At 48.6% G+C, this 20009-nt stretch carries 20 protein-coding genes; 13 read left to right on the forward strand and 7 right to left on the reverse strand.

Features of this window, described 5'->3' with window-relative positions; translation table 11 throughout:
• Positions 1-103: 103 nt before the first annotated feature.
• From ICN30_RS09940 to ICN30_RS09950, 3 genes are all read left to right on the forward strand, one after another.
• A complete protein-coding gene (locus tag ICN30_RS09940; protein ID WP_216275324.1) occupies positions 104-565 on the forward strand; it encodes a tripartite tricarboxylate transporter TctB family protein in 462 nt (153 codons plus the stop codon).
• Between the two features lie 19 nt (positions 566-584).
• Entirely contained in the window at positions 585-2087 is a 1503-nt protein-coding gene (locus ICN30_RS09945) for a tripartite tricarboxylate transporter permease (protein ID WP_216275326.1), read from the forward strand.
• Between the two features lie 84 nt (positions 2088-2171).
• On the forward strand, positions 2172-3944 hold the full coding sequence (locus tag ICN30_RS09950; RefSeq protein WP_216275328.1) for a glutamine--tRNA ligase/YqeY domain fusion protein: 1773 nt from the start codon (positions 2172-2174) through the stop codon (positions 3942-3944).
• On the opposite strand, the gene ICN30_RS09955 is transcribed toward ICN30_RS09950, so the two are convergent.
• A complete protein-coding gene (locus ICN30_RS09955) occupies positions 3925-4812 on the reverse strand; it encodes an SDR family oxidoreductase (RefSeq protein WP_216275331.1) in 888 nt (295 codons plus the stop codon). The two genes, ICN30_RS09950 and ICN30_RS09955, sit on opposite strands and share 20 nt — an antisense overlap.
• Before the next feature lie 36 nt (positions 4813-4848).
• On the opposite strand from ICN30_RS09955, the gene ICN30_RS09960 reads away from it, so the two are divergent.
• Both ICN30_RS09960 and ICN30_RS09965 read left to right on the forward strand, forming a co-directional pair.
• Positions 4849-5889 carry a 2Fe-2S iron-sulfur cluster-binding protein gene (locus ICN30_RS09960; RefSeq protein WP_216275333.1) on the forward strand — a complete coding sequence of 347 codons (1041 nt, stop codon included), beginning with the start codon at positions 4849-4851 and terminating at the stop codon, positions 5887-5889.
• 51 nt (positions 5890-5940) lie between these two features.
• Positions 5941-7134, forward strand: coding sequence for an acetylornithine transaminase (locus tag ICN30_RS09965; RefSeq protein WP_216275336.1), 1194 nt, complete (start codon positions 5941-5943; stop codon positions 7132-7134).
• Between the two features lie 54 nt (positions 7135-7188).
• Here the strand turns inward: ICN30_RS09965 and ispH are convergent, their stop codons facing one another.
• Together ispH and ICN30_RS09975 are read right to left on the reverse strand one after the other, a co-directional pair.
• Positions 7189-8130: a 4-hydroxy-3-methylbut-2-enyl diphosphate reductase gene (gene ispH, locus ICN30_RS09970; RefSeq protein ID WP_216275338.1), complete on the reverse strand. Its 942-nt coding sequence runs from the start codon at positions 8128-8130 to the stop codon at positions 7189-7191.
• Positions 8131-8133: 3 nt separating this feature from the next.
• Positions 8134-8580, reverse strand: coding sequence for a peptidylprolyl isomerase (locus tag ICN30_RS09975; protein WP_041484945.1), 447 nt, complete (start codon positions 8578-8580; stop codon positions 8134-8136).
• Positions 8581-8610: 30 nt separating this feature from the next.
• On the opposite strand from ICN30_RS09975, the gene radC reads away from it, so the two are divergent.
• The 3 genes from radC (at position 8611) to rpmG (ending at position 9863) form a co-directional block, all read left to right on the forward strand.
• The gene (gene radC, locus ICN30_RS09980; RefSeq protein WP_370626638.1) at positions 8611-9306 is read left to right on the forward strand and encodes a DNA repair protein RadC; all 696 of its coding nucleotides are present in this window, start codon (positions 8611-8613) and stop codon (positions 9304-9306) included.
• 144 nt (positions 9307-9450) lie between these two features.
• Positions 9451-9684 (forward strand): 50S ribosomal protein L28, encoded by a 234-nt coding sequence (rpmB, locus tag ICN30_RS09985; protein WP_011903570.1) that lies wholly within the window; start codon positions 9451-9453, stop codon positions 9682-9684.
• An 11-nt stretch (positions 9685-9695) separates the two neighbouring features.
• Positions 9696-9863, forward strand: a complete 168-nt coding sequence (gene rpmG, locus ICN30_RS09990; protein WP_015421876.1) for a 50S ribosomal protein L33 — start codon at positions 9696-9698, stop codon at positions 9861-9863.
• Positions 9864-9941: 78 nt separating this feature from the next.
• Here the strand turns inward: rpmG and ICN30_RS09995 are convergent, their stop codons facing one another.
• The 3 genes from ICN30_RS09995 to purN are packed head-to-tail and all read right to left on the reverse strand — an operon-like array spanning position 9942 to position 13379.
• A complete protein-coding gene (locus ICN30_RS09995; protein ID WP_216275340.1) occupies positions 9942-11135 on the reverse strand; it encodes an acyl-CoA desaturase in 1194 nt (397 codons plus the stop codon).
• A gap of 28 nt (positions 11136-11163) precedes the next feature.
• Complete coding sequence (locus tag ICN30_RS10000; RefSeq protein WP_216275343.1) at positions 11164-12753, reverse strand: RsmB/NOP family class I SAM-dependent RNA methyltransferase; 1590 nt, start codon at positions 12751-12753, stop codon at positions 11164-11166.
• Positions 12750-13379, reverse strand: a complete 630-nt coding sequence (purN, locus tag ICN30_RS10005; RefSeq protein WP_216225314.1) for a phosphoribosylglycinamide formyltransferase — start codon at positions 13377-13379, stop codon at positions 12750-12752. Before purN ends, ICN30_RS10000 begins: the two co-directional genes overlap by 4 nt.
• Before the next feature lie 51 nt (positions 13380-13430).
• Between purN and ICN30_RS10010 the strand changes: the two genes are divergently transcribed.
• Genes ICN30_RS10010 through dut form a run of 5 tightly spaced genes read left to right on the forward strand, consistent with a single transcriptional unit; the run spans position 13431 to position 19480 of the window.
• Complete coding sequence (locus ICN30_RS10010) at positions 13431-14381, forward strand: bifunctional riboflavin kinase/FAD synthetase (protein ID WP_216275345.1); 951 nt, start codon at positions 13431-13433, stop codon at positions 14379-14381.
• Positions 14356-17235 (forward strand): isoleucine--tRNA ligase, encoded by a 2880-nt coding sequence (gene ileS / locus ICN30_RS10015; protein WP_370626641.1) that lies wholly within the window; start codon positions 14356-14358, stop codon positions 17233-17235. The genes ICN30_RS10010 and ileS overlap by 26 nt, the downstream gene beginning before the upstream one ends.
• A 29-nt stretch (positions 17236-17264) precedes the next feature.
• Positions 17265-17759: a signal peptidase II gene (lspA, locus tag ICN30_RS10020; RefSeq protein WP_216275348.1), complete on the forward strand. Its 495-nt coding sequence runs from the start codon at positions 17265-17267 to the stop codon at positions 17757-17759.
• 9 nt (positions 17760-17768) lie between these two features.
• Positions 17769-18980, forward strand: a complete 1212-nt coding sequence (gene coaBC / locus ICN30_RS10025) for a bifunctional phosphopantothenoylcysteine decarboxylase/phosphopantothenate--cysteine ligase CoaBC (RefSeq protein ID WP_216275350.1) — start codon at positions 17769-17771, stop codon at positions 18978-18980.
• Positions 18981-19030: 50 nt separating this feature from the next.
• Entirely contained in the window at positions 19031-19480 is a 450-nt protein-coding gene (gene dut / locus ICN30_RS10030; protein WP_216275352.1) for a dUTP diphosphatase, read from the forward strand.
• Here dut and ICN30_RS10035 read toward each other — a convergent pair whose 3' ends face one another.
• Positions 19481-19846 carry a hypothetical protein gene (locus ICN30_RS10035; protein ID WP_216275355.1) on the reverse strand — a complete coding sequence of 122 codons (366 nt, stop codon included), beginning with the start codon at positions 19844-19846 and terminating at the stop codon, positions 19481-19483. It lies immediately after the preceding gene.
• Positions 19847-20009 lie beyond the last annotated feature (163 nt).

Consider the following 20009-nt stretch of genomic DNA (forward strand, 5'->3'; position numbering starts at 1 on the left):
CACTAGTCGGGGGCAAACCCTAGGCAAAGCTCCTCAATCCTGCCTTACAATCCCGTAACATCAATAAATAGATCGGCATTTAAGTCGATATAAGGAGCTCAACTTGAAAATTCGCAATCAACGGGATTTTGGCGCTGGAATCATGTACATGGTGATCGGCCTATTCTTTACCCTAGTAGCTACCCAGTACCCAATGGGTACGGCAGCCAAAATGGGCCCAGGCTACTTCCCATTCTTCCTTGGCATCCTCATGACACTTTTAGGACTACTAGTTCTAATTAAGTCGCTAGGCGCAAAGGCGGCTATTGAAACTATTCCTAAATTCAACTGGAAGGTCATGGCTCAAATCACAGGCTCTGTGGTGCTCTACGGCCTGCTTCTCCCACGTATGGGCTTCCTGGTGGCCGTGGTGGTCTTGGTACTTGTTTCTGCCAGCGCTAGCAAAGAATTCACCTGGAAAGGTTCCTTGCTCAATGCAGGCTTCCTGGTGATCTTTACTTATTCAGTGTTTGTTGTGGGCCTCAAGCTTCAGTTCCCACTCCTGCCTGTATTCCTACAACAATAACGAACCGGGACTCTGAAAAATGGATTTATTTGCTAACTTAGCCCTCGGTTTTGATACCGCATTTACTTTACAAAACCTCATGTACTGCCTTATTGGCTGTATTTTGGGTACATTGATTGGTGTTTTGCCAGGCCTTGGCCCAATCGCAACAATTGCGATGCTATTGCCAGCTACCTATGCATTGCCTCCAATTGCCGCTCTGATCATGTTGGCTGGTATTTACTACGGCTCCCAATACGGCGGCTCTACAACTGCAATTTTGCTCAATATCCCAGGGGAAACGTCCTCGGTGGTGACGGCGATTGATGGCTACCAAATGGCCAGAAATGGTCGAGCGGGCGTAGCGCTCTTTACTGCAGGTATGGGCTCCTTCTTTGCTGGTTGCGTAGCTACATTGGTTTTGGCTGCTTTTGCCGCCCCTCTCTCTCAGCTAGCCTTTAAGTTTGGTCCTGCCGAATACTTCTCCCTAATGGTTTTAGGGTTAATTGGTGCGGTGGTTCTGGCCTCAGGCTCTTTGATCAAGGCGATCGGCATGATCATCTTGGGTCTCTTGATGGGCTTGATTGGTACGGACGTGAACTCCGGTGTATCCCGCTATGCATTTGACATCCCTGAATTAAGTGATGGTATTGGCTTCGTAGCCGTTGCAATGGGCGTGTTTGGTTTTGCAGAAATCATGGGCAACCTTGAAAAGACCGGTGACGACGAGGGCTTCCTCAATAAGCTCACTAGCATGGTTCCTACCAAACAAGACGTTAAGCGCATGATTCCTTCAATCTTGCGCGGTACTACTATCGGCTCAATCTTGGGAATTCTGCCAGGTGGCGGCGCAGCTTTGGCAGCCTTTGGTGCCTACTCAGTTGAGAAGAAATCCTCTAAGTACAGCCATGAGTTTGGTAAGGGCGCGATTGAAGGTGTAGCAGGTCCAGAAGCAGCTAACAATGCTGCAGCTCAAACCTCCTTCATTCCATTACTCACTTTGGGTATCCCACCAAACGCCGTGATGGCTTTGATGGTTGGCGCAATGACGATTCATAACATCCAGCCAGGTCCACAAGTGATGACCAGCAACCCAGCTTTGTTCTGGGGCCTGATCGCATCCATGTGGATTGGTAACGTCATGTTGATTCTCTTGAACTTGCCACTCATTGGTATTTGGGTAAAGCTCTTGAAGATTCCTTATCGCTTCCTCTATCCAGCGATTCTGGTGTTCTGCTGTATCGGTGTTTACACAGTAAACAATACGGTATTTGATGTTTACGTAACTGCAGGCTTTGGCTTGATTGGTTACTTATTCTTCAAACTCGGCTGCGAACCTCCTCCATTGCTACTCGGCTTCGTGCTCGGACCAATGATGGAAGAGAACTTCCGTCGCGCTCTATTGTTGTCACGCGGTGATTTCTCAACATTCGTAACCCGCCCACTATCTCTAGGCCTGCTCATCGCAGCAGCCCTCTTGGTTGTGATCGTGGCTCTGCCTGCGGTTAAGAAAACCCGTGAAGAGGCTTTCGTAGAAGATTAATTCTCGAACGCTTCCCAGAAACGAGCCCGCAGCAGTTTGCGGGCTTTTTTCTTTATAGGCAGGGCTTTTCTCTACAATGGGCGCATGTCCCAAGATAGCAAACCCTCCAAATCGCCTGCCGGCACTGTTGCTGAGCCCTCTAACTTTTTGCGCCAGATCATCGACCATGACCTGGCGAGTGGCGCCTACCAGAACCGTAGCGATCGTAGCGGTCAAGCTATCCCTTCCATCATTACGCGTTTTCCACCAGAGCCTAATGGCTACCTTCATATTGGTCACGCCAAAAGTATCTGTCTGAACTTTGGCTTAGCTGCCGATTACAACAATCAAGCGGGTGGTGCACGTTGCAATATGCGCCTGGACGACACCAATCCAGTTAAAGAAGATATTGAGTACGCTGACAGTATTTTGGATGCCGTTAAATGGTTGGGATTCGATTGGGGCACGCACCTCTATCACGCAAGCGATTACTTTGACCAACTCTATGAGTTTGCGGAAATCCTGATTCAGAATGGCAAAGCGTATGTGGATAGTCAAAGCGCGGATGACATTCATACCAATCGCGGCAACTTTGGCCAAGTTGGAAAAAATAGTCCTTACCGCGATCGCACGCCCGATGAAAATCTAACTCTATTCCGCGAGATGCGTGATGGCAAATTCAAAGATGGCGAACATGTTCTGCGCTTGAAGATTGATATGGCGCATCCGAATATTGTGATGCGTGACCCGGTGGTTTATCGCATTCGCCATACCGATCACCACCGTACCGGTAGTAAGTGGTGCATCTATCCTTTGTATGATTTCACACACTGCATTTCTGATGCGCTGGAAAATGTTTCACACTCTATCTGCACATTGGAGTTTGAAAATAATCGCCCGCTCTACGACTGGATCGTAGCCTCACTGGCAGAGCTAGGGATATTCAAAAATCCCGTTCCACATCAGTATGAATTCGCCCGCCTCAACCTCACTTACACCATCACCAGCAAGCGCAAGTTACTGCAATTGGTAGAAGAAAAACATGTTGATGGCTGGGATGATCCGCGGATGCCAACCATCGTAGGTATCCGACGCAGGGGTTACACGCCCGAGAGTATTCGTTTGTTCTGTGAGCGCATTGGCGTTTCTAAAGCAGATAGCTGGATTGATATGAGCACTCTGGATCAAGCCTTACGCGATGATCTTGAAGCCAAGGCCCCACGGGCCACAGCAGTTCTCAAGCCACTCAAACTCGTGATTGAAAACTTTGATGCTTCAGCAAGTGAGTCTTGCTCTGCTCCGCGTCATCCACAACATCCTGAGTGGGGTAACCGCGAGTTTCATTTCACAAAAGAATTGTGGATCGAAGAAGATGACTTTATGAAGGAGCCTGTTAAAGGATTCTTCCGGCTTTATCCACCGATTGGTGATCAAGCCGGTGGACGCGTGCGTCTTCGTCACGGCTTTGTCATTGAGTGCACTGGATTTGAAGTAGATGGCAACGGCAATGTCATTCAAGTGAACGCCACTCACTTCCCTGATAGTAAGAGCGGTACTCCCGGCTCAAATAATTACAAAGTGAAGGGCAACATTCATTGGGTTAGCGCAGCAGAAGCTGTGCCGGCACAAGTGCGTCTCTATGACCATCTGTTTAATGACCCGCATCCGGATAGTGGCGATAAAAATTTCCTTGATGCGATCAATCCAAACTCTAAGCAAACGATTACTGCGTACTTAGAGCCTTGCATGAAAGATGCTAAAGCAGAAGATCGTTTTCAGTTTGAGCGTCATGGCTACTTTGTTGCAGACCAAAGCGACTCTAAACCAGGTCAACCAGTCTTCAATCGCACGGTCGGACTTAAGGATTCTTGGAAATAGTTTTTAGAAACTCTGCCACGCTCGGATAGCGTAGCGGAGTTTTTAATTCTGCTAGTCGCGTATTCGTTACGCGTCGTGACTCCCGCATAAACGACCACAACATCGGGGATACGATTTTCTCCAACTGCTCAGCTGGCAATCTTGGTGGTCGATCTAAACCAAACGCATCAGCCACTTGATCAAAGTAATCACCCATCTTGGTCTCACCACCGTCACAGGCGTTAATGACTCGCTGTGGTTTACCGTGATACACAGCGGCACAAACTAATCTCGCCAAGTCATCACTTTGAATATGGTTTGAGTAGGCATCCTGAGCTGCAATTAAGGCAGGTGTTCCCGACTGAATGCGCTCAACCGGCAATCGGTCGGCAGCATAAATCCCAGGCACACGCAAAATGGTCAGGGCAACACCGTGAGCCGGCGCCCAAAGCCGTAGGCAATTTTCCGCATCTACCCGTCGCTTGGCGCGTTCACTTTGGGGATTCACGGGCGTCACTTCACTCACCCTCCCGCCCGCATGATCCCCATACACACCGGTAGTGCTCACATAAATCAAGCGCCCAACAGTATCGGAGCCTTGGGATAAAATTCGTAAGAGATTGCGAGTTCGGCAATCACGATGACCTGTATTTTGGGGTGGTGCCAAGTGGATTACGGTTTGTGCCAATCTACCTAAGCGCCACAAGCTATCGGGCTTATCCAGATCCCCCAAAATCGGAATCGCGCCAACCGCTCTCAACTCCTGAAAACGTGCTTTCTGGGAAGTTAGGGCGTATACGCGATGACTTCGGGCAAGCTGCTTGGCAACACGTAGGCCAATGTCGCCGCAGCCGACGATCAGGATTCGAGATTTACCAAAAGATTGCATAGATCACATCGTAACGATTTATTGAAAGGAATGAGAGTGTCTTACCAAGTCACGCTCAAGGCGAGCGGCAAACAATTTACTGTCCAGAAGGATGAAACCCTACTTGAAGCAGCGCTACAACAGGGCATCACCCTTCCCTATGGCTGTAAAAACGGTGCCTGCGGTTCTTGCAAGGGTAAGGTACTAGAGGGTCAGGTAGAGCATGGCCAACATAGCGCTGCCGCCTTAAGCCCTACTGATGAAGCCGCTGGGGGTACCTTGTTTTGCTGTGCCCACCCTAAATCAGACCTCCTCATTGAGGCTCGCGAAGTTCAAGGTGCTGGCGATATTGCTATCCGCAAGGTTCCCTGTCGCGTGAACACCATTACAAAACCGAGTACCGATGTAGCGATTCTAAAATTGCAATTGCCAGCTGCTGAGCGCTTTCAATTTCTGGCCGGGCAATATTTAGAGTTCCTTCTCAAGGATGGACAACGTCGCGCTTATTCGATTGCGAATGCCCCAGATCAAGAAGGTCCTCTCGAGCTACATATTCGCCACTTACCAGGCGGACTCTTTACCGATTTTGTTTTTGGTGCAAAAGATCCAGCACTAAAAGAGAAAGATATCCTGCGTTTTGAAGGGCCTTTAGGCAGCTTCTTCCTCAGAGAAGATTCCAAGAAGCCCATTATTTTTGTTGCTGCAGGCACTGGTTTTGCACCCATCAAGTCTATCGCTGAGCAAATGCAGCTCAAAAAGATTCATCGCCCTATTCACCTGTATTGGGGTGGCCGTCGCCCGAGCGATCTCTACCTCAATGAGCTCTGCCAGTCATGGGCTAAAGAAATCCCTGACTTTAAGTACGTCCCGGTTATTTCTGATGCCCTTCCAGAGGATCAATGGACTGGACGTACAGGCTTTGTCCATCAAGCTGTAATCGCCGACCATCCTGATATGAGCCATTACCAGGTCTATGCCTGCGGCGCACCCGTCATGGTCAATGCAGCCCGCCAGGACTTTGCATCTCAATGCAAGCTGCCTGAGGACGAATTCTTTGCAGACTCCTTTACCAGCGCAGCAGATCTCGCTACAAACTAACTTACTAAGCGTGATAATAGAAACCTCATTTGATCTCACTTTGCATACGATATGAATAAGCCAGCCCAATCCGTAGATGCCCATTCAGTGATGTTTATTACCCCACGACCAGAAGTAGTGATGGTTGAGGGTAAAGGCTCATGGCTCACCGATAACAATGGCAAGCGTTACTTAGACTTCTTGCAAGGTTGGGCAGTGAACTGTCTGGGTCATAGCAATCCCGGCATGATTGAAGCGCTCAATGCACAGGCTAAGAAACTCATTAATCCGAGTCCGGCTTTTTATAACGAGCCGATGATTCGCTTATCCAATCTATTGACTGATAACAGCTGCTTTAACAAAGTGTTTTTTGCCAATAGCGGCGCCGAGGCAAATGAAGGCGCTATCAAGCTGGCACGCAAATGGGGTCAACTCAATAAGTCTGGCGCCTTTGAAATTATCACCTTTGATCACAGCTTTCATGGTCGCACTTTAGCGACGATGAGTGCATCTGGTAAGCCGGGCTGGGACACGATGTTTGCTCCACAAGTTCCAGGCTTTCCGAAGGCGGATTTAAATGATTTGGACTCCGTTAAAAAACTGGTGACTGATAAAACGGTTGCAGTAATGCTTGAGCCAGTGCAAGGTGAAGGTGGCGTAATCCCTGTCACTAAAGAATTTATGCAAAGTCTGCGTAAGTTCACCAAAGAAAATAATATTTTGTTGATCGTGGATGAAGTGCAGGCTGGCTGTGGTCGCACTGGAAAACTGTTCGCTTATCAACATTACGGTATCGAACCAGACATCATGACCCTAGGTAAAGGTATTGGTGGCGGTGTTCCATTGGCAGCACTGATGGCTACTGATGCTGTCGCTTGTTTCGTGCCCGGCGACCAAGGTGGTACCTATAACGGCAATCCGCTCATGACTGCAGTTGGTATCAGCGTGATCGAACAATTACTGGCGCCAGGATTTTTGGATGCAGTATGCGCAAAGGGTGAATTGCTCAGCAAAGAATTACTTTCTATCTCAGCAGAATTTAATCTGAATGGCGAGCGTGGCGAAGGACTATTGCGTGCACTGATGTTGAGCGGTGATATTGGCGGCAAGCTGGTTGAACTAGCTCGCGATAGAGGTCCGGAGGGATTGCTAATTAACTCACCAAGACCTAATCTGTTGCGCTTCATGCCAGCACTGAATGTATCTGATGATGAAATCCGCCAGATGTGTAACATCTTGAGAGAGTTGCTCAAGCAGGTTGCCTAGAAACAAATGGGTGCAATGTAATAAAGGGGCTTTGAGCCCCTTTATTTTTTATAGCTAGCCAACTAAATTCTTTGGCAACGAGAATGTAACGTCTTCGACAACACCCTCTAGATTACGAATACTACGAGGGCCGAATTCTTGAATCTTTTCCACAATTGCGAGCGCTAGACTTTCAGGGGCTGATGCACCAGCAGTGAGCCCCACTCGCTTCTTACCCTCAAACCATTGGGCTTCAAGTTGCTCTGGTGCATCGACCATGTAAGCCGGTACGCCCAGTTTTTCAGCTAATTCACGCAAGCGATTCGAGTTCGAACTTGCTTTGCTTCCCACCACAATAACCACCTCAACTTGGGGCGCCATAAATTTCACAGCATCTTGGCGGTTTTGAGTGGCGTAACAAATATCTTGCTTACGTGGCTGAACAATATTTGGGAATTTTTGAGTTAAAGCATCGACGATTTCTTTCGTCTCATCTACGGAGAGTGTGGTTTGCGTTACAAAAGCAATTTTTTCATTCTCAGAAAAAGGCAGCTTAGCAACATCAGCTACTTTTTCAATCAGATGCACACCTTCTTTCACCTGCCCCATCGTACCTTCAACTTCCGGATGCCCAGCATGGCCAATCATCAAGACCGTGAAACCATCCTTGCACATCTTGACGACCTCAAGATGAACCTTAGTAACCAAGGGGCAAGTAGCGTCATACACCTGCAGTCCGCGTGCCTCAGCATCCTTACGCACCTCTTGAGAAACACCATGAGCGCTAAACACGACGATGCCGCCTTTGGGCACTTCATGCAACTCATCTACAAACACGGCACCTTTTTCACGCAGACCGTTTACGACATAGGCGTTGTGAACAATTTCATGACGTACATAAATCGGCGCACCAAAGCGTGTCAGCGCTTCATTGACGATATTGATTGCACGATCAACGCCCGCACAAAAGCCGCGGGGCTGCGCCATCAAAATTTCTGCTGGGGCTTGATTACTCATTCGTTAGAGAATCGCGACGATTTCTGCTTCGAAGGTGACAGGCCTTCCAGCAAGCGGGTGATTGAAATCAAACCAAGCGCCCTCTTCATTAATCGATTGCAATACACCGGCATATTGCGCGCCACCAGGAGCATTAAATTCAATCACGTCGCCAGGATTAAATTCCACATCATCATCCCGACCTTCTTTGAGCGCGCCCAAAGAAACCCACTGAATTAATTCTTCCTTGCGCTCTCCAAAACTTTCTTCCGGCGGCAGCAAGGCGCTTTTCTTTTCACCCACAGCCAATCCGATTAACACCTTCTCAAAACAAGGCGCAAATTGTCCAGAACCCATCAACACCGTCGCAGGGCGATCGATAAAAGTATTGATGTAATCATCCCCGCTAGGCAAAGTCAGCCGATAGTTGAGAGTCAGGAAGGAGTTGGGCAAAACCGTAAGCTTAGTCATAAGGTAATTGTATCTAGGCCTGACCCCAGCGTGCACTCACCCATCACGGACTGGCCAAAAATGGATCAGCCCCGGGAGAAGCTCCGCGCCCTTGGGGCAGCAGCACTGAGCGATGCTGAGCTACTTGCGATCTTTCTACGAGTTGGCTTCAAAGGTAAATCTGCGGTGGCACTAGCCGAGGATCTACTCCATCATTTCGGCAATTTGCCACGCTTACTGTCGTGCGCCCCAGAGGAATTAACCCAGATTCATGGCATGGGTATTTCCAAGTGGTCACAAATTCAAGCTGCTTATGAGCTCGTGAAGCGCAGTCTCGAGGAATCTCTTTCCCAGGACTCGGTTTTTTCATCGCCCGGGTATGTCAAAGAGTTCTTGCAAGCCCGATTTGGGCGCCTGCCACATGAAGTCTTCCTTTGCCTGCATCTTGACTCCCGCCTGCACCTGATTGAGTGCCAGGAGCTCTTTAGAGGCTCCCTGACCCATACTGCCGTCTATCCCCGAGAAATCCTCAAGGAAGCCCTTGCAAGGAACGCCAGCGCCCTCATCGTGGCCCATAACCACCCAAGCGGAAACCCACTTCCAAGCTTAGCCGACCAGGAATTGACCAAGATGCTGTCTAAAGCCTTGCAAATGGTGGATATTCCCCTCCTGGACCATTGCATTGTTAGTGAGAGTGGTTTTTTCTCTTTTTCAGATTCAGGCCTTATGAAAAAAGACTTTAATTAGAAGCAATCACTAACTTATCGGGTATTTTTGACCCATAAAAGCTGCTCGAGGGCTAAATCCTTAAAACTAAAGCGAATTAGGGGTAGATCAAAGTGCTCGGAGACTGATACAATCTTCTTTTTTCGCAATTAATGGAGTTATGTCATGGCAAAAGTTTGCCAAGTCACTGGGAAGAAGCCGATGGTTGGCAACAATGTATCCCATGCAAACAATAAAACGAAGCGTCGCTTTTTGCCGAATTTGCAAAACCGTCGTTTCTGGGTTGAATCTGAAAACCGTTGGATTAGCTTGCGCTTAACCAATGCTGGTTTGCGCGTTATCGACAAGAACGGCATCGATGCTGTGTTGTCTGATCTCCGTGCACGTGGCGAAATTTAAGGAGCGCACAAATGGCTAAAGGCGGCAGAGAAAAAATCAAATTAGAGTCATCAGCTGGTACTGGTCACTTCTATACAACTTCAAAAAACAAGCGTACAAAGCCTGAGAAAATGGAGATCATGAAGTTCGATCCAACCATTCGCAAGCACGTTGCTTACAAAGAAACAAAGCTCAAGTAATTTATCGATTCGATATTTATTTGCAGCAAATAAAAAACCCGCTACATCAGCGGGTTTTTTATTGCCTAGATTTTTCTCTTAAGCGTAGCGACGCAATCTCAATGAGAAGTCGCGCAAACTCGATAGCCCGCTCTCTTCTGCACGCTGACACCAAGTATGCAATTGAGAAACCAATTGATCACCCGTGGCATTAGAACGACTCCAGATAGCTTGCAAATCACGACGCATCTCAATCATCTTTCGTAGCTGCGCATTCGTTGCCATCAGCTCTTCCAGTTTGATTTTTTCATCCGCGGTTAAACGAGACTCATCTTTGCCCAACCAGGCGCGCGCGTCCTTTAAGTGGGCTGCCAACACCTGCATATGCTGAACTTCATTACTAAAGAATGTGCTCAGGGTCTTGCTATAGCGAGCCATGATTTCATAACGGTTAGCAATGATGGCTTCGAGCGTGCCTTGATCGGCAGGACGCAAGTCGCTTAGCACTGGCTTTGGAGAAGTCTTCTTCACCTTGGCTAAGCCTACTGCACTCATCATCTGGATGTACATCCAACCAATATCAAACTCGTACCACTTACTAGAGAGCTTAGCGCTTGTAGCAAAGGTGTGATGGTTGTTATGTAGCTCTTCACCACCAATCAAAATACCCCAAGGGAAAATGTTTCTTGAGGCATCCTCGAAGTCGTAATTACGATAACCCCAGTAGTGACCAATGCCATTAATAATTCCGGCAGCAGTAATTGGAATCCACAACATCTGCACTGCCCAGACTGTTAAACCTATTGCGCCGAACAAGAACACATCGATGATCAACATCAAGGCAACACCTTGCCAAGAAAACTTGGAATAGATGTTGTGCTCAAGCCAATCATCCGGCGTGCCATGACCAAACTTATCTAAGGTCTCTTGATTGCGTGATTCTTTTTTATACAACTCAGCACCGCGAGAAAGTACGGTCTTGATACCGAGAACTTGCGGGCTATGTGGATCATCCACAGTCTCGCACTTGGCGTGGTGTTTGCGATGAATCGCTGCCCACTCCTTAGTGACCATGCCCGTTGTCAGCCAGAGCCAAAAGCGGAAAAAATGCGACATGATGGGATGCAACTCCAAAGCGCGGTGCGCCTGGCAGCGATGCAAAAAGATGGTGACGCTAGCAATAGTAATGTGGGTAGCCACCAGCGTAAAAACGAGGATCTGCCACCATGCCCAATCTAAGTAGCCATTAGCAAGCCAACTGAGAAATGCATCAAAACCTGAAACTGTATTCAAAAGGGTATCCCCAGAGAGGTCTAAACCCTTATTTTAGTTCTTTAACGGCTTTCTTGCTTTTGACTTTTACCGACTTTTCGTCATCTTTATCGACAGTTACCGCAGAAACAGCCGCTTTTTTCTGAAAAACAGCCCCAAAGAAGCCATCTGTACCGTGAATATGGGGCCATAACTGCCACCAAGGGTTATCAGGACTGCATCCCAAAGGCATTTTATCCTTTGGAAACAATGGCTTAAGAACCTCAGCCGCAGGAACAGCCTCAAAATTAGGGTGCTTTGCCAAGAAATCTTCTGCAATTTGCTGGTTTTCTTGTGGCAATAGGCTGCAGGTGGCATAAACCAAGCGACCACCTGGCTTGAGCAAGCGGCTTGCGGAGGCCAAGATATTCATCTGCTTTTGATTGAGCTCCAGAACGCCTTCTGGGGTCTGACGCCATTTGAGATCTGGGTTGCGGCGCAGAGTGCCCATACCGCTACAAGGAGCATCCACCAAAACGCGGTCAATCTTGCCGGCCAAGCGTTTGATCTTAGAGTCGTTCTCGCTATCAATCCATACGGGATGCACGTTAGAGAGGCCGCTACGGGCTTGTCGTGGCTTCAAATTGGCCAAGCGACGCTCAGATGTATCTAGGGCATACAAACGGCCTGTAGAGCGCATGATTGCCCCAATCGCCAAAGTCTTGCCGCCAGCACCTGCACAAAAGTCCACCACCATCTCACCGCGTTTAGGGGCGAGCAAATAAGCCAATAGCTGGCTGCCTTCATCTTGAACCTCAAACATCCCCGCTTTAAAACCAACCGTATTTTGCAAAGCGGGCTTACCCATGATGCGCACACCATCAGGAGCGTAAGGGGTTGGAATTGCTTGATAGCGACCACCAAGAGCATTCATCTCCGCAAGCAGTTGCTCGCGAGTTGTCTTCATGGTGTTCGCACGCAAATCCAAAAGTGCTGGATGCATGAGTGATTTAGCCAACTCTTCACGAGATTCTTCGCCTGGATATTTTCCAAAAGCATCCCATAACCATTCAGGCAAATTATTCCGAACTAAGGGATTAAGTGCTGATGGATCGACCGTAGCAAAACGTTGTAACCACTCGTACTCGCCTGTCTTTAATACGTGAGCTAAATCAGCAATCGCACTCTCAGCACGGTTAGCGGAACCTAATCCACCTTCAGACAAAGCAGACAGCAAACCCAATAGGGCTAAGCGTCGAGCCTGTGAACCCTCGCCACTGGAAGCGAACTGTGAGAACTCATTTTTACGACGCAAGATAGCAAAAGCACTCTCAGCAATTAAGGCTCGATCACGATTACCTAGCTGAGGTTCAGAGCGGAAATACCGACTCACAACACGATCTGCTGGTTGCTCAAAATTCAATAACTCTGGAAGCAAGCGCTCTAAATGAATCGCATGCTGTGGCAATGCTTTTGCATTGGAAAAGTTTTTTTGGCCTTCGGGCGCAATGATGTTTCCGCTCGCATTACGACGCTCTGGGCGACGCAATGGGTCTTTGGATTTAGCGGCGTAACTTTTTTGTGGGCCTAGGCGCGATCCAGATCTGGACCCGGATTTACTACCAGCGCTAGCTCCGCGGGATGAACGTTCTTTACTCATAATTTTATTAATTGCGACTCCGGTGGTTGAACCTGAACTTGATTACCTTCTATTCGCAATCGTCCATCTAGGAACCATTTTACGGCCCGCGGGTAAATCTGATGCTCAGCAGCCAAAACTCGTGCCGCCAAACTATCCGCATCATCGCCTGGAAGCACTGGAACTGAGGCTTGGCAGATGATGGGGCCTTCATCCACACCTTCGGTCACAAAGTGCACGCTGGCTCCATGTTCGGCTACGCCGGCCTCCAAAGCCCGCTCGTGGGTATGTAAACCCGGGAAGGCTGGTAGCAAGGCAGGGTGAATATTGATGAGTCGACCCTCAAAATGACGAATAAAGCCCGGGGTCAGAATGCGCATAAAACCGGCTAGAACGACCAAATCCGCACCCAATTCATCGATTTTCTCGATTAGGGCAGCATCAAAGGACTCACGCGTGGCATGCTCTTTGTGCTCAATAGCAAAGGCAGGAATACCCTGGGAGCGAGCAAAATCAAGGCCCTTAGCCGCAGAGTGATTAGCAATCACCCCTGCAAAAGTGACGGGCCACTGCTCTTTTTGAGCTGTTTTGACAATGGCCTCGAAATTGGATCCGCGGCCTGAGATTAAGGTAACGATAGATGGCATGCCCACAATATAATTGATGGTTACCCCGAAAGCGACCCTGAAAGCGATTTAGTGAACGTATTCCGTGGCCCTACCCAGTTTTCTGCAGGACCAGCTTGTGCCTTAACCATCGGTAATTTCGATGGCGTGCACAGGGGTCATCGCGCCCTGCTCAAACAACTGAAGGACGGCGCCCAGGAGCGTGGCTTGGTGAGTTGCGTCATGACTTTTGAGCCGCACCCCAAGGAATTCTTTTCCCCAGAACAAGCGCCCCCACGGATTCTGAATTTACGTGACAAGCTTGCTGCGTTTGCGGACATTGGTATTGATCGCGTCGTGGTGGAGCATTTCAATTCAGCATTTGCTCGCCTCACTCCAGAAGAGTTTGTTTCTGAAATCATTGTCAAACAACTTCATGCGAAATGGATTTTGATTGGAGATGATTTTTGCTATGGTGCCAAACGCGCCGGCAACTTTGCAAGCCTTAAAGCTGCTGGTGAGCAATTTGGTTTTGAAGTTTCCAGCATTCATACGGTGCAGGAAGATGGCGAAAGAATTTCTAGCTCAGCATTACGCAATGCTTTAGCTAATGGGGATATGGATCAAGCCACCAAATTATTAGGTCGGCCTTACGGCATCTCTGGTCATGTAATTCATGGTCAAAAGTTAGGGCGCACCTTGGGCTTCCCAACACTGAACTTGGCGGTAGCCAATCACCTGCATCATCGTAAGCCTGCATGCTCCGGCATCTTCACCGCGCAAGTATTAGGGCTTGGCGATAAACCACTTCCCGCCGTAGCTAGTCTTGGCGTAAGACCAACAGTCGAAGATGAAGGTCGCGTTCTCCTGGAGACGCACATCTTTGATTACAACGCAGATGTTTATGGAAAAATTATTACCGTAGAACTCTTAGAAAAGATTCGTGACGAGGCGAAGTACTCTGACCTCGAAACTCTTACCAAAGCGATTGCATCCGATGCAGCGCATGCCAGAAATTATTTCCAGAAAAAAGCTTATGTCTGAAAAAGAAAACTCTTACCCCGTCAATCTTCTAGAGACGTCGTTCCCAATGCGGGGAGACCTACCAAAGCGCGAACCTCAATGGGTTGCTCAATGGCAGAAAAATAAACTCTACGAAAAGATTCGTGCGGCGCATGCTAATCAACCGAAGTTCATCTTGCATGATGGCCCCCCATATGCAAACGGTGATATTCATATTGGTCATGCGGTAAATAAGATCCTCAAGGACATGATTGTGAAGTCCCGCTGGTTAATGGGTTTTGACTCTGCGTATGTCCCGGGTTGGGATTGCCATGGCATGCCAATTGAGATTCAGATTGAAAAAGAATTTGGCAAAAATTTACCGACCGCTGAAGTTCAATCAAAAGCGCGCGCTTACGCTAAGGTGCAAGTAGATAAACAGAAGAAAGACTTTGAGCGTTTAGGTGTTCTGGGCGACTGGAACAACCCCTACCTCACCATGAACTTCCGCAATGAAGCCGATGAAATTCGTGCGCTTGGGAAGATCTGGGAAAAGGGGTATGTTTTCCGTGGCCTAAAGCCTGTGAACTGGTGTTTTGATTGCGGCTCTGCATTAGCTGAAGCTGAAGTGGAATATCAAGATAAAACCGATCCAACAGTCGATGTTGGTTTTGCATTTGATGATGCGCAGCGCCCACAGCTTGCAAAAGCATTTGGTCTGCCTGAGATTCCAGCGAAGCCTGGAATGATTGTGATTTGGACTACAACACCTTGGACCATTCCATCAAACCAAGCAGTCAATGTTCATCCTGAGCTCAGCTACGCCTTGGTGGACACTGGCGACAAGTTACTCATCTTGGCAGAAGACCGCGTAGAAACTTGCTTGGAAGATTTTGGTCTCGAAGGCAAAGTGATTGGCACTTGCTTGGGCAGCCAGTTAGCTAATATCTCTTTCTGGCATCCACTTGCTCCATTGCATGAGGGATACAAACGCCTCTCACCAATCTACCCTGCTGAATATGTCACCCTAGATACTGGCACAGGTGTGGTGCACTCTGCTCCAGCCTATGGCGAGGAAGACTTTAAGTCTTGCAAGGCGAATCATCTGGCTGATAAAGATATCTTGAACCCAGTCATGGGTAATGGCGTCTACGCATCCTGGTTGCCACTCTTTGCCAATGAATATATTTGGAAAGCCAATCCGAAGATTGTTGAAGCCATGCGTGAAGCAGGCAGCCTCTTGCGAGATAAAACTTACACCCACTCTTACATGCACTGCTGGCGCCACAAGTCGCCGATCATTTATCGCGCGACCTCACAGTGGTTTGCGAGTATGGACAAAAAACCATCTGATGGCAGCGCAAGTTTGCGTGAGACGGCATTGGCAGGCATCGAGAACACGGAGTTCTTCCCAGCTTGGGGTAAGCAGCGCCTCAACAGCATGATTGCCAACCGCCCAGACTGGACCTTGTCACGTCAGCGCCAATGGGGTGTTCCAATGGCTTTCTTTGTTCACAAGGAAAGCGGTGAGCCTCATCCACGCACAGTTGAATTGCTTGAAGAAATTGCAAAGCGTGTTGAAAAAGAAGGTATTGAGGCTTGGCAAAAACTTGAGGTAGCTGAATTGCTTGGTGAAGAAGCTGCTCAATACGAAAAGAATCGCGATACCTTGGATGTTTGGTTTGATTCCGGCACTACACACTGGCACGTTATTCGTGGATCACACCGTAATGAACTCTATCGCCCTGAAGCTGAAAATGCAGATGGTCGTTTAGCTGACTTGTACCTCGAAGGTTCAGACCAACATCGCGGGTGGTTCCACTCCTCCCTGCTTACGGGCGCTATGCTCGATGGCAAGCCACCATACAAGGCACTCCTGACCCACGGCTTTACCGTTGATGGTCAAGGCCGCAAGATGAGTAAGTCTGTAGGTAACGTGATTGCCCCACAGCAAGTTGCCGATAAGTTGGGCGCTGAAATTATTCGCCTCTGGGTTGCGTCTACCGATTACTCCGGTGAGATGACCATCTCAGATGAGATTCTGAAACGGGTGGTGGAAAGCTATCGTCGTATTCGCAATACATTGCGTTTCTTGCTAGCCAACCTCTCCGACTTTGATCCAAGCAAGCATGCGATGCCCCCAAGTGAATGGCTGGAGATTGATCGCTACGCTGTTGCACTGGCCAATCAGTTGCAGCAAGATGTTCAGGCTCACTACAAGGCTTATGAATTCCAGCCGGCTGTAGCGCGCATGCTCACTTTCTGTTCAGAAGATTTGGGTGGCTTCTACTTAGATATTCTGAAAGACCGCCTCTACACGAGCGCACCAGATTCGAAAGAGCGTCGTGCAGCACAGAACGCCCTATTCCATATCACCCGCAACTTACTCAAGTGGCTTGCTCCTTTCCTCTCCTTTACGGCTGAGGAAGCATGGTTGTCATTCCCGCATGGTTCGGATGAGAAGTTAAGTGAATCCATCTTCATGGAAGAGTTTGGCACTTTCCCAGAAATTGCCCAAGCCACTGAACTACTTGCCAAATGGAATCGTGTTCGTGAAATTCGCTCCGAAGTGACTAAGGCAATTGAGATTGAACGGGAAGCGGGTAATGTAGGCTCATCCTTACAAGCCGAACTCACTATCAAAGTTGGTGACGTCGATTTCGCAATTCTGCATTCCCTGGAAGATGACTTGCGCTTTGTGACCATCACCTCCAGCGCTAATCTCGAACTCAGCAATGCAGGTCTTGAAGTGCTTGTTCGTGGCAGCCAATATAAGAAGTGCGGTCGTTGCTGGCATCACACTGCCGATGTTGGCGCCAATGTTGAACATCCAGAGTTATGTGGTCGCTGCATTAGCAATCTCTTTGGTGATGGCGAATCACGCTTGTTTGCGTAAATAAAATATACGCAGACCAATCAAGACCTATGAACGCAAACTTATCATTTCTCCGTTATCTAGCGATTGCAATTGTTACGCTATTGCTAGACCAGTTGAGCAAATGGTCTGCCTTAAGTAATTTGCAGTTAGGTGTGCCTGAACCTGTTTTGCCATTTATGAATTGGCTCCTATTGTTTAATCCAGGGGCTGCGTTTTCATTTTTAGCGCAGGGCTCTGGTTGGCAGCGTTGGTTCTTTACAGCTCTTGGCTTGGCAGCCTCCGCTTATATCGTTTGGTTGTTGCGCAAGAGCCTAGGCGACAAAATGCTCTGCTGGGCTCTCAGCCTCATTCTGGGCGGCGCACTGGGCAACGTCCTCGATCGCATCATGTATGGCGCTGTAGTGGACTTTATTGACCTGCATTACGCCAATTGGCACTGGCCAGCCTTCAATATTGCTGATAGCGCTATTTGCATCGGTGCGGCCCTCATCATTTGGGGTGAGCTACGCAAGTCATTTGGCAAAACTTCCCAATCCCTTTAAGCTGGCGCCATGCAATCACTTTTAAATAAGAAAATCGTTCTTGGCATCTCTGGTGGCATTGCAGCCTATAAGTCTGCTGAGCTAGCGCGCCAGTTGATGCAAGAGGGTGCCAGTGTCCAAGTAGTGATGACTGAAGCTGCTCAGCAATTTGTGACGCCAGTGACCATGCAGGCACTGACAGGTAATCCGGTTTTCACAAGTCAATGGGATAGCAGTATTGCTAACAACATGGCTCATATTGAGCTCTCTAGAGCGGCAGACGCGATTTTGATTGCGCCAGCAAGCGCGGATCTGATGGCCAAGCTCTCTCTCGGCTTGGCAGATGACTTACTCTCCACTCTTTGCCTAGCAAGAGATTGCCCGCTGTTGCTGGCTCCCGCCATGAATAAACAAATGTGGGAACATGCGGCGACACAAAGAAGCGCCGAGCGACTCGTTGCGGATAAAGTCACATTACTCGGCCCAGCAAGTGGCTTTCAGGCATGTGGCGAAGTAGGCTATGGACGTATGCTCGAGCCCGCTGAAATTACCGAGCAACTGATTGCCTTCTTTCAGAAGAAACCATTAGCCGGAAAACGTGTGCTCATTACTGCGGGCCCTACCTTTGAAGCGATTGATCCTGTACGCGGCATCACAAATCGCAGCTCTGGAAAGATGGGCTTTGCGATCGCACGTGCAGCTGTTGAGGCTGGAGCAGAGGTTCATCTAGTCGCAGGACCTTGCGATTTAGATACTCCACTAGCCGCAACCGGAAAAATTACCCGCACTAACGTAGTCAACGCTAAAGAAATGCATGCAGCCACTATGCAATCTTCTGACTGTGATATTTTCTTTGCAGTTGCTGCGGTGGCTGACTGGGGTATTGCCAAGCCAGCGAAAGAAAAGATTAAACGCCAGGGTAAGCAAGCTCCAAGCTTAGAGTTTGTGGCCAACCCAGACATCCTTGCTGATGTCGCTAAAACGGTCAAAACCAAAGGTGGCAAGGCACACCCTTATTGCGTGGGCTTTGCAGCTGAATCCATTGACCTCCAAAAGCATGCCGAAGAGAAACGTAAGCGCAAAGGCATCCCGATGGTGGTTGGCAATATTGGCCCAGATACTTTTGGCAGCGATCTCAACCAACTCCTCATCATTGATGAGGGTGGTAGCAAGAAAATTGCCAAAGCTGAAAAGCTGCAGCTCGCACGTCAACTAATTCAGCTGATCGCCAAAAAAATCTAGTCTCACCCAACATTTATTCCAATTATTTTTATCCCGCTTTAGGAAATTCCATGCAACAACTTCAAGTCAAAATTCTCGATGAGCGTATGCGCGACCAATTACCCGCATATGGAACACCTGGTAGCGCAGGATTAGATCTGCGCGCCTGCATTGATGATGCTATTGAAATTGCTCCCGGCCAAACCGTGCTCGTGCCAACAGGTTTAGCGATTTATGTGGAAGACCCACGCTATGCAGCATTCATACTCCCACGTTCTGGCCTAGGCCATAAACATGGAATCGTCCTCGGAAATCTAGTGGGATTAATTGACTCCGACTACCAAGGCCAACTGATGGTCAGCACTTGGAATCGCGGATCTACAGCATTCAAACTCGAACCAATGGAACGTCTAGCTCAGCTAGTAGTCATGCCAGTCCAACAGGTAGAACTCAAGGTGGTTGACGAATTCACCGAGAGTAGTCGCGGAGCTGGTGGGTTTGGAAGTACTGGTAGAGCCTAATCATCGCGTGACAATAGGGCGCGGAAGCGTTCCTCGAGTATCAATGATCGTTTTATACCCGGTAACTGGATCGATAGTCTCCGTATAGGCGCCCAATAGGTTGGCCGACACAAGCTGCTGAGGTTTTTCATATTGAGCAGATTGAGATTTTTGTAACTCCTTCTCATATTGTTGGCGCAACCTAATGCAACTAGGTGCTGCCGCAGAATACTTGCTAGTGCATTTAATCGCTAAAGCATCTTCATGCATACCCGCCTGATCAAATGATCTTGCCGCCTCAAAAGTCATGCATTCCGTTGCCTCCCAGGATGAGCCGGCACTAAAGCCAAAGAGTACTGCGGATCCCCCAATGGAGGTAGACCCCATAAATGGAGCAGTAGGATGGTTCGCCGGAGAAAATGCTGACCTCCTCCCACAAACCGGTCAGCTCTGAGCCAGAAAATCGGGCGGTGTGGTTGAACTACAAAATGACTTTGCAAACATCGCTGGTGGGAGATCCCCCAGCGATGAATGCGGTCTAAAACAATTG

The organism is Polynucleobacter sp. 31A-FELB (assembly GCF_018882405.1).
GTDB lineage: Bacteria > Pseudomonadota > Gammaproteobacteria > Burkholderiales > Burkholderiaceae > Polynucleobacter.

Coding starts and splice junctions, on each gene's coding strand:
- coaBC (WP_216275350.1), top strand. CDS start 17,769: ATGCAATCACTTTTAAATAAGAAAATCGTTCTTGGCATCTCTGGTGGC.
- ICN30_RS10035 (WP_216275355.1), bottom strand. CDS start 19,846: ATGGGGTCTACCTCCATTGGGGGATCCGCAGTACTCTTTGGCTTTAGT.
- lspA (WP_216275348.1), top strand. CDS start 17,265: ATGAACGCAAACTTATCATTTCTCCGTTATCTAGCGATTGCAATTGTT.
- ICN30_RS09975 (WP_041484945.1), bottom strand. CDS start 8,580: ATGACTAAGCTTACGGTTTTGCCCAACTCCTTCCTGACTCTCAACTAT.
- purN (WP_216225314.1), bottom strand. CDS start 13,379: ATGCCATCTATCGTTACCTTAATCTCAGGCCGCGGATCCAATTTCGAG.
- ispH (WP_216275338.1), bottom strand. CDS start 8,130: ATGAGTAATCAAGCCCCAGCAGAAATTTTGATGGCGCAGCCCCGCGGC.
- ICN30_RS09945 (WP_216275326.1), top strand. CDS start 585: ATGGATTTATTTGCTAACTTAGCCCTCGGTTTTGATACCGCATTTACT.
- ICN30_RS10000 (WP_216275343.1), bottom strand. CDS start 12,753: ATGAGTAAAGAACGTTCATCCCGCGGAGCTAGCGCTGGTAGTAAATCC.
- ICN30_RS09950 (WP_216275328.1), top strand. CDS start 2,172: ATGTCCCAAGATAGCAAACCCTCCAAATCGCCTGCCGGCACTGTTGCT.
- rpmB (WP_011903570.1), top strand. CDS start 9,451: ATGGCAAAAGTTTGCCAAGTCACTGGGAAGAAGCCGATGGTTGGCAAC.
- dut (WP_216275352.1), top strand. CDS start 19,031: ATGCAACAACTTCAAGTCAAAATTCTCGATGAGCGTATGCGCGACCAA.
- rpmG (WP_015421876.1), top strand. CDS start 9,696: ATGGCTAAAGGCGGCAGAGAAAAAATCAAATTAGAGTCATCAGCTGGT.
- ICN30_RS09965 (WP_216275336.1), top strand. CDS start 5,941: ATGAATAAGCCAGCCCAATCCGTAGATGCCCATTCAGTGATGTTTATT.
- ICN30_RS09955 (WP_216275331.1), bottom strand. CDS start 4,812: ATGCAATCTTTTGGTAAATCTCGAATCCTGATCGTCGGCTGCGGCGAC.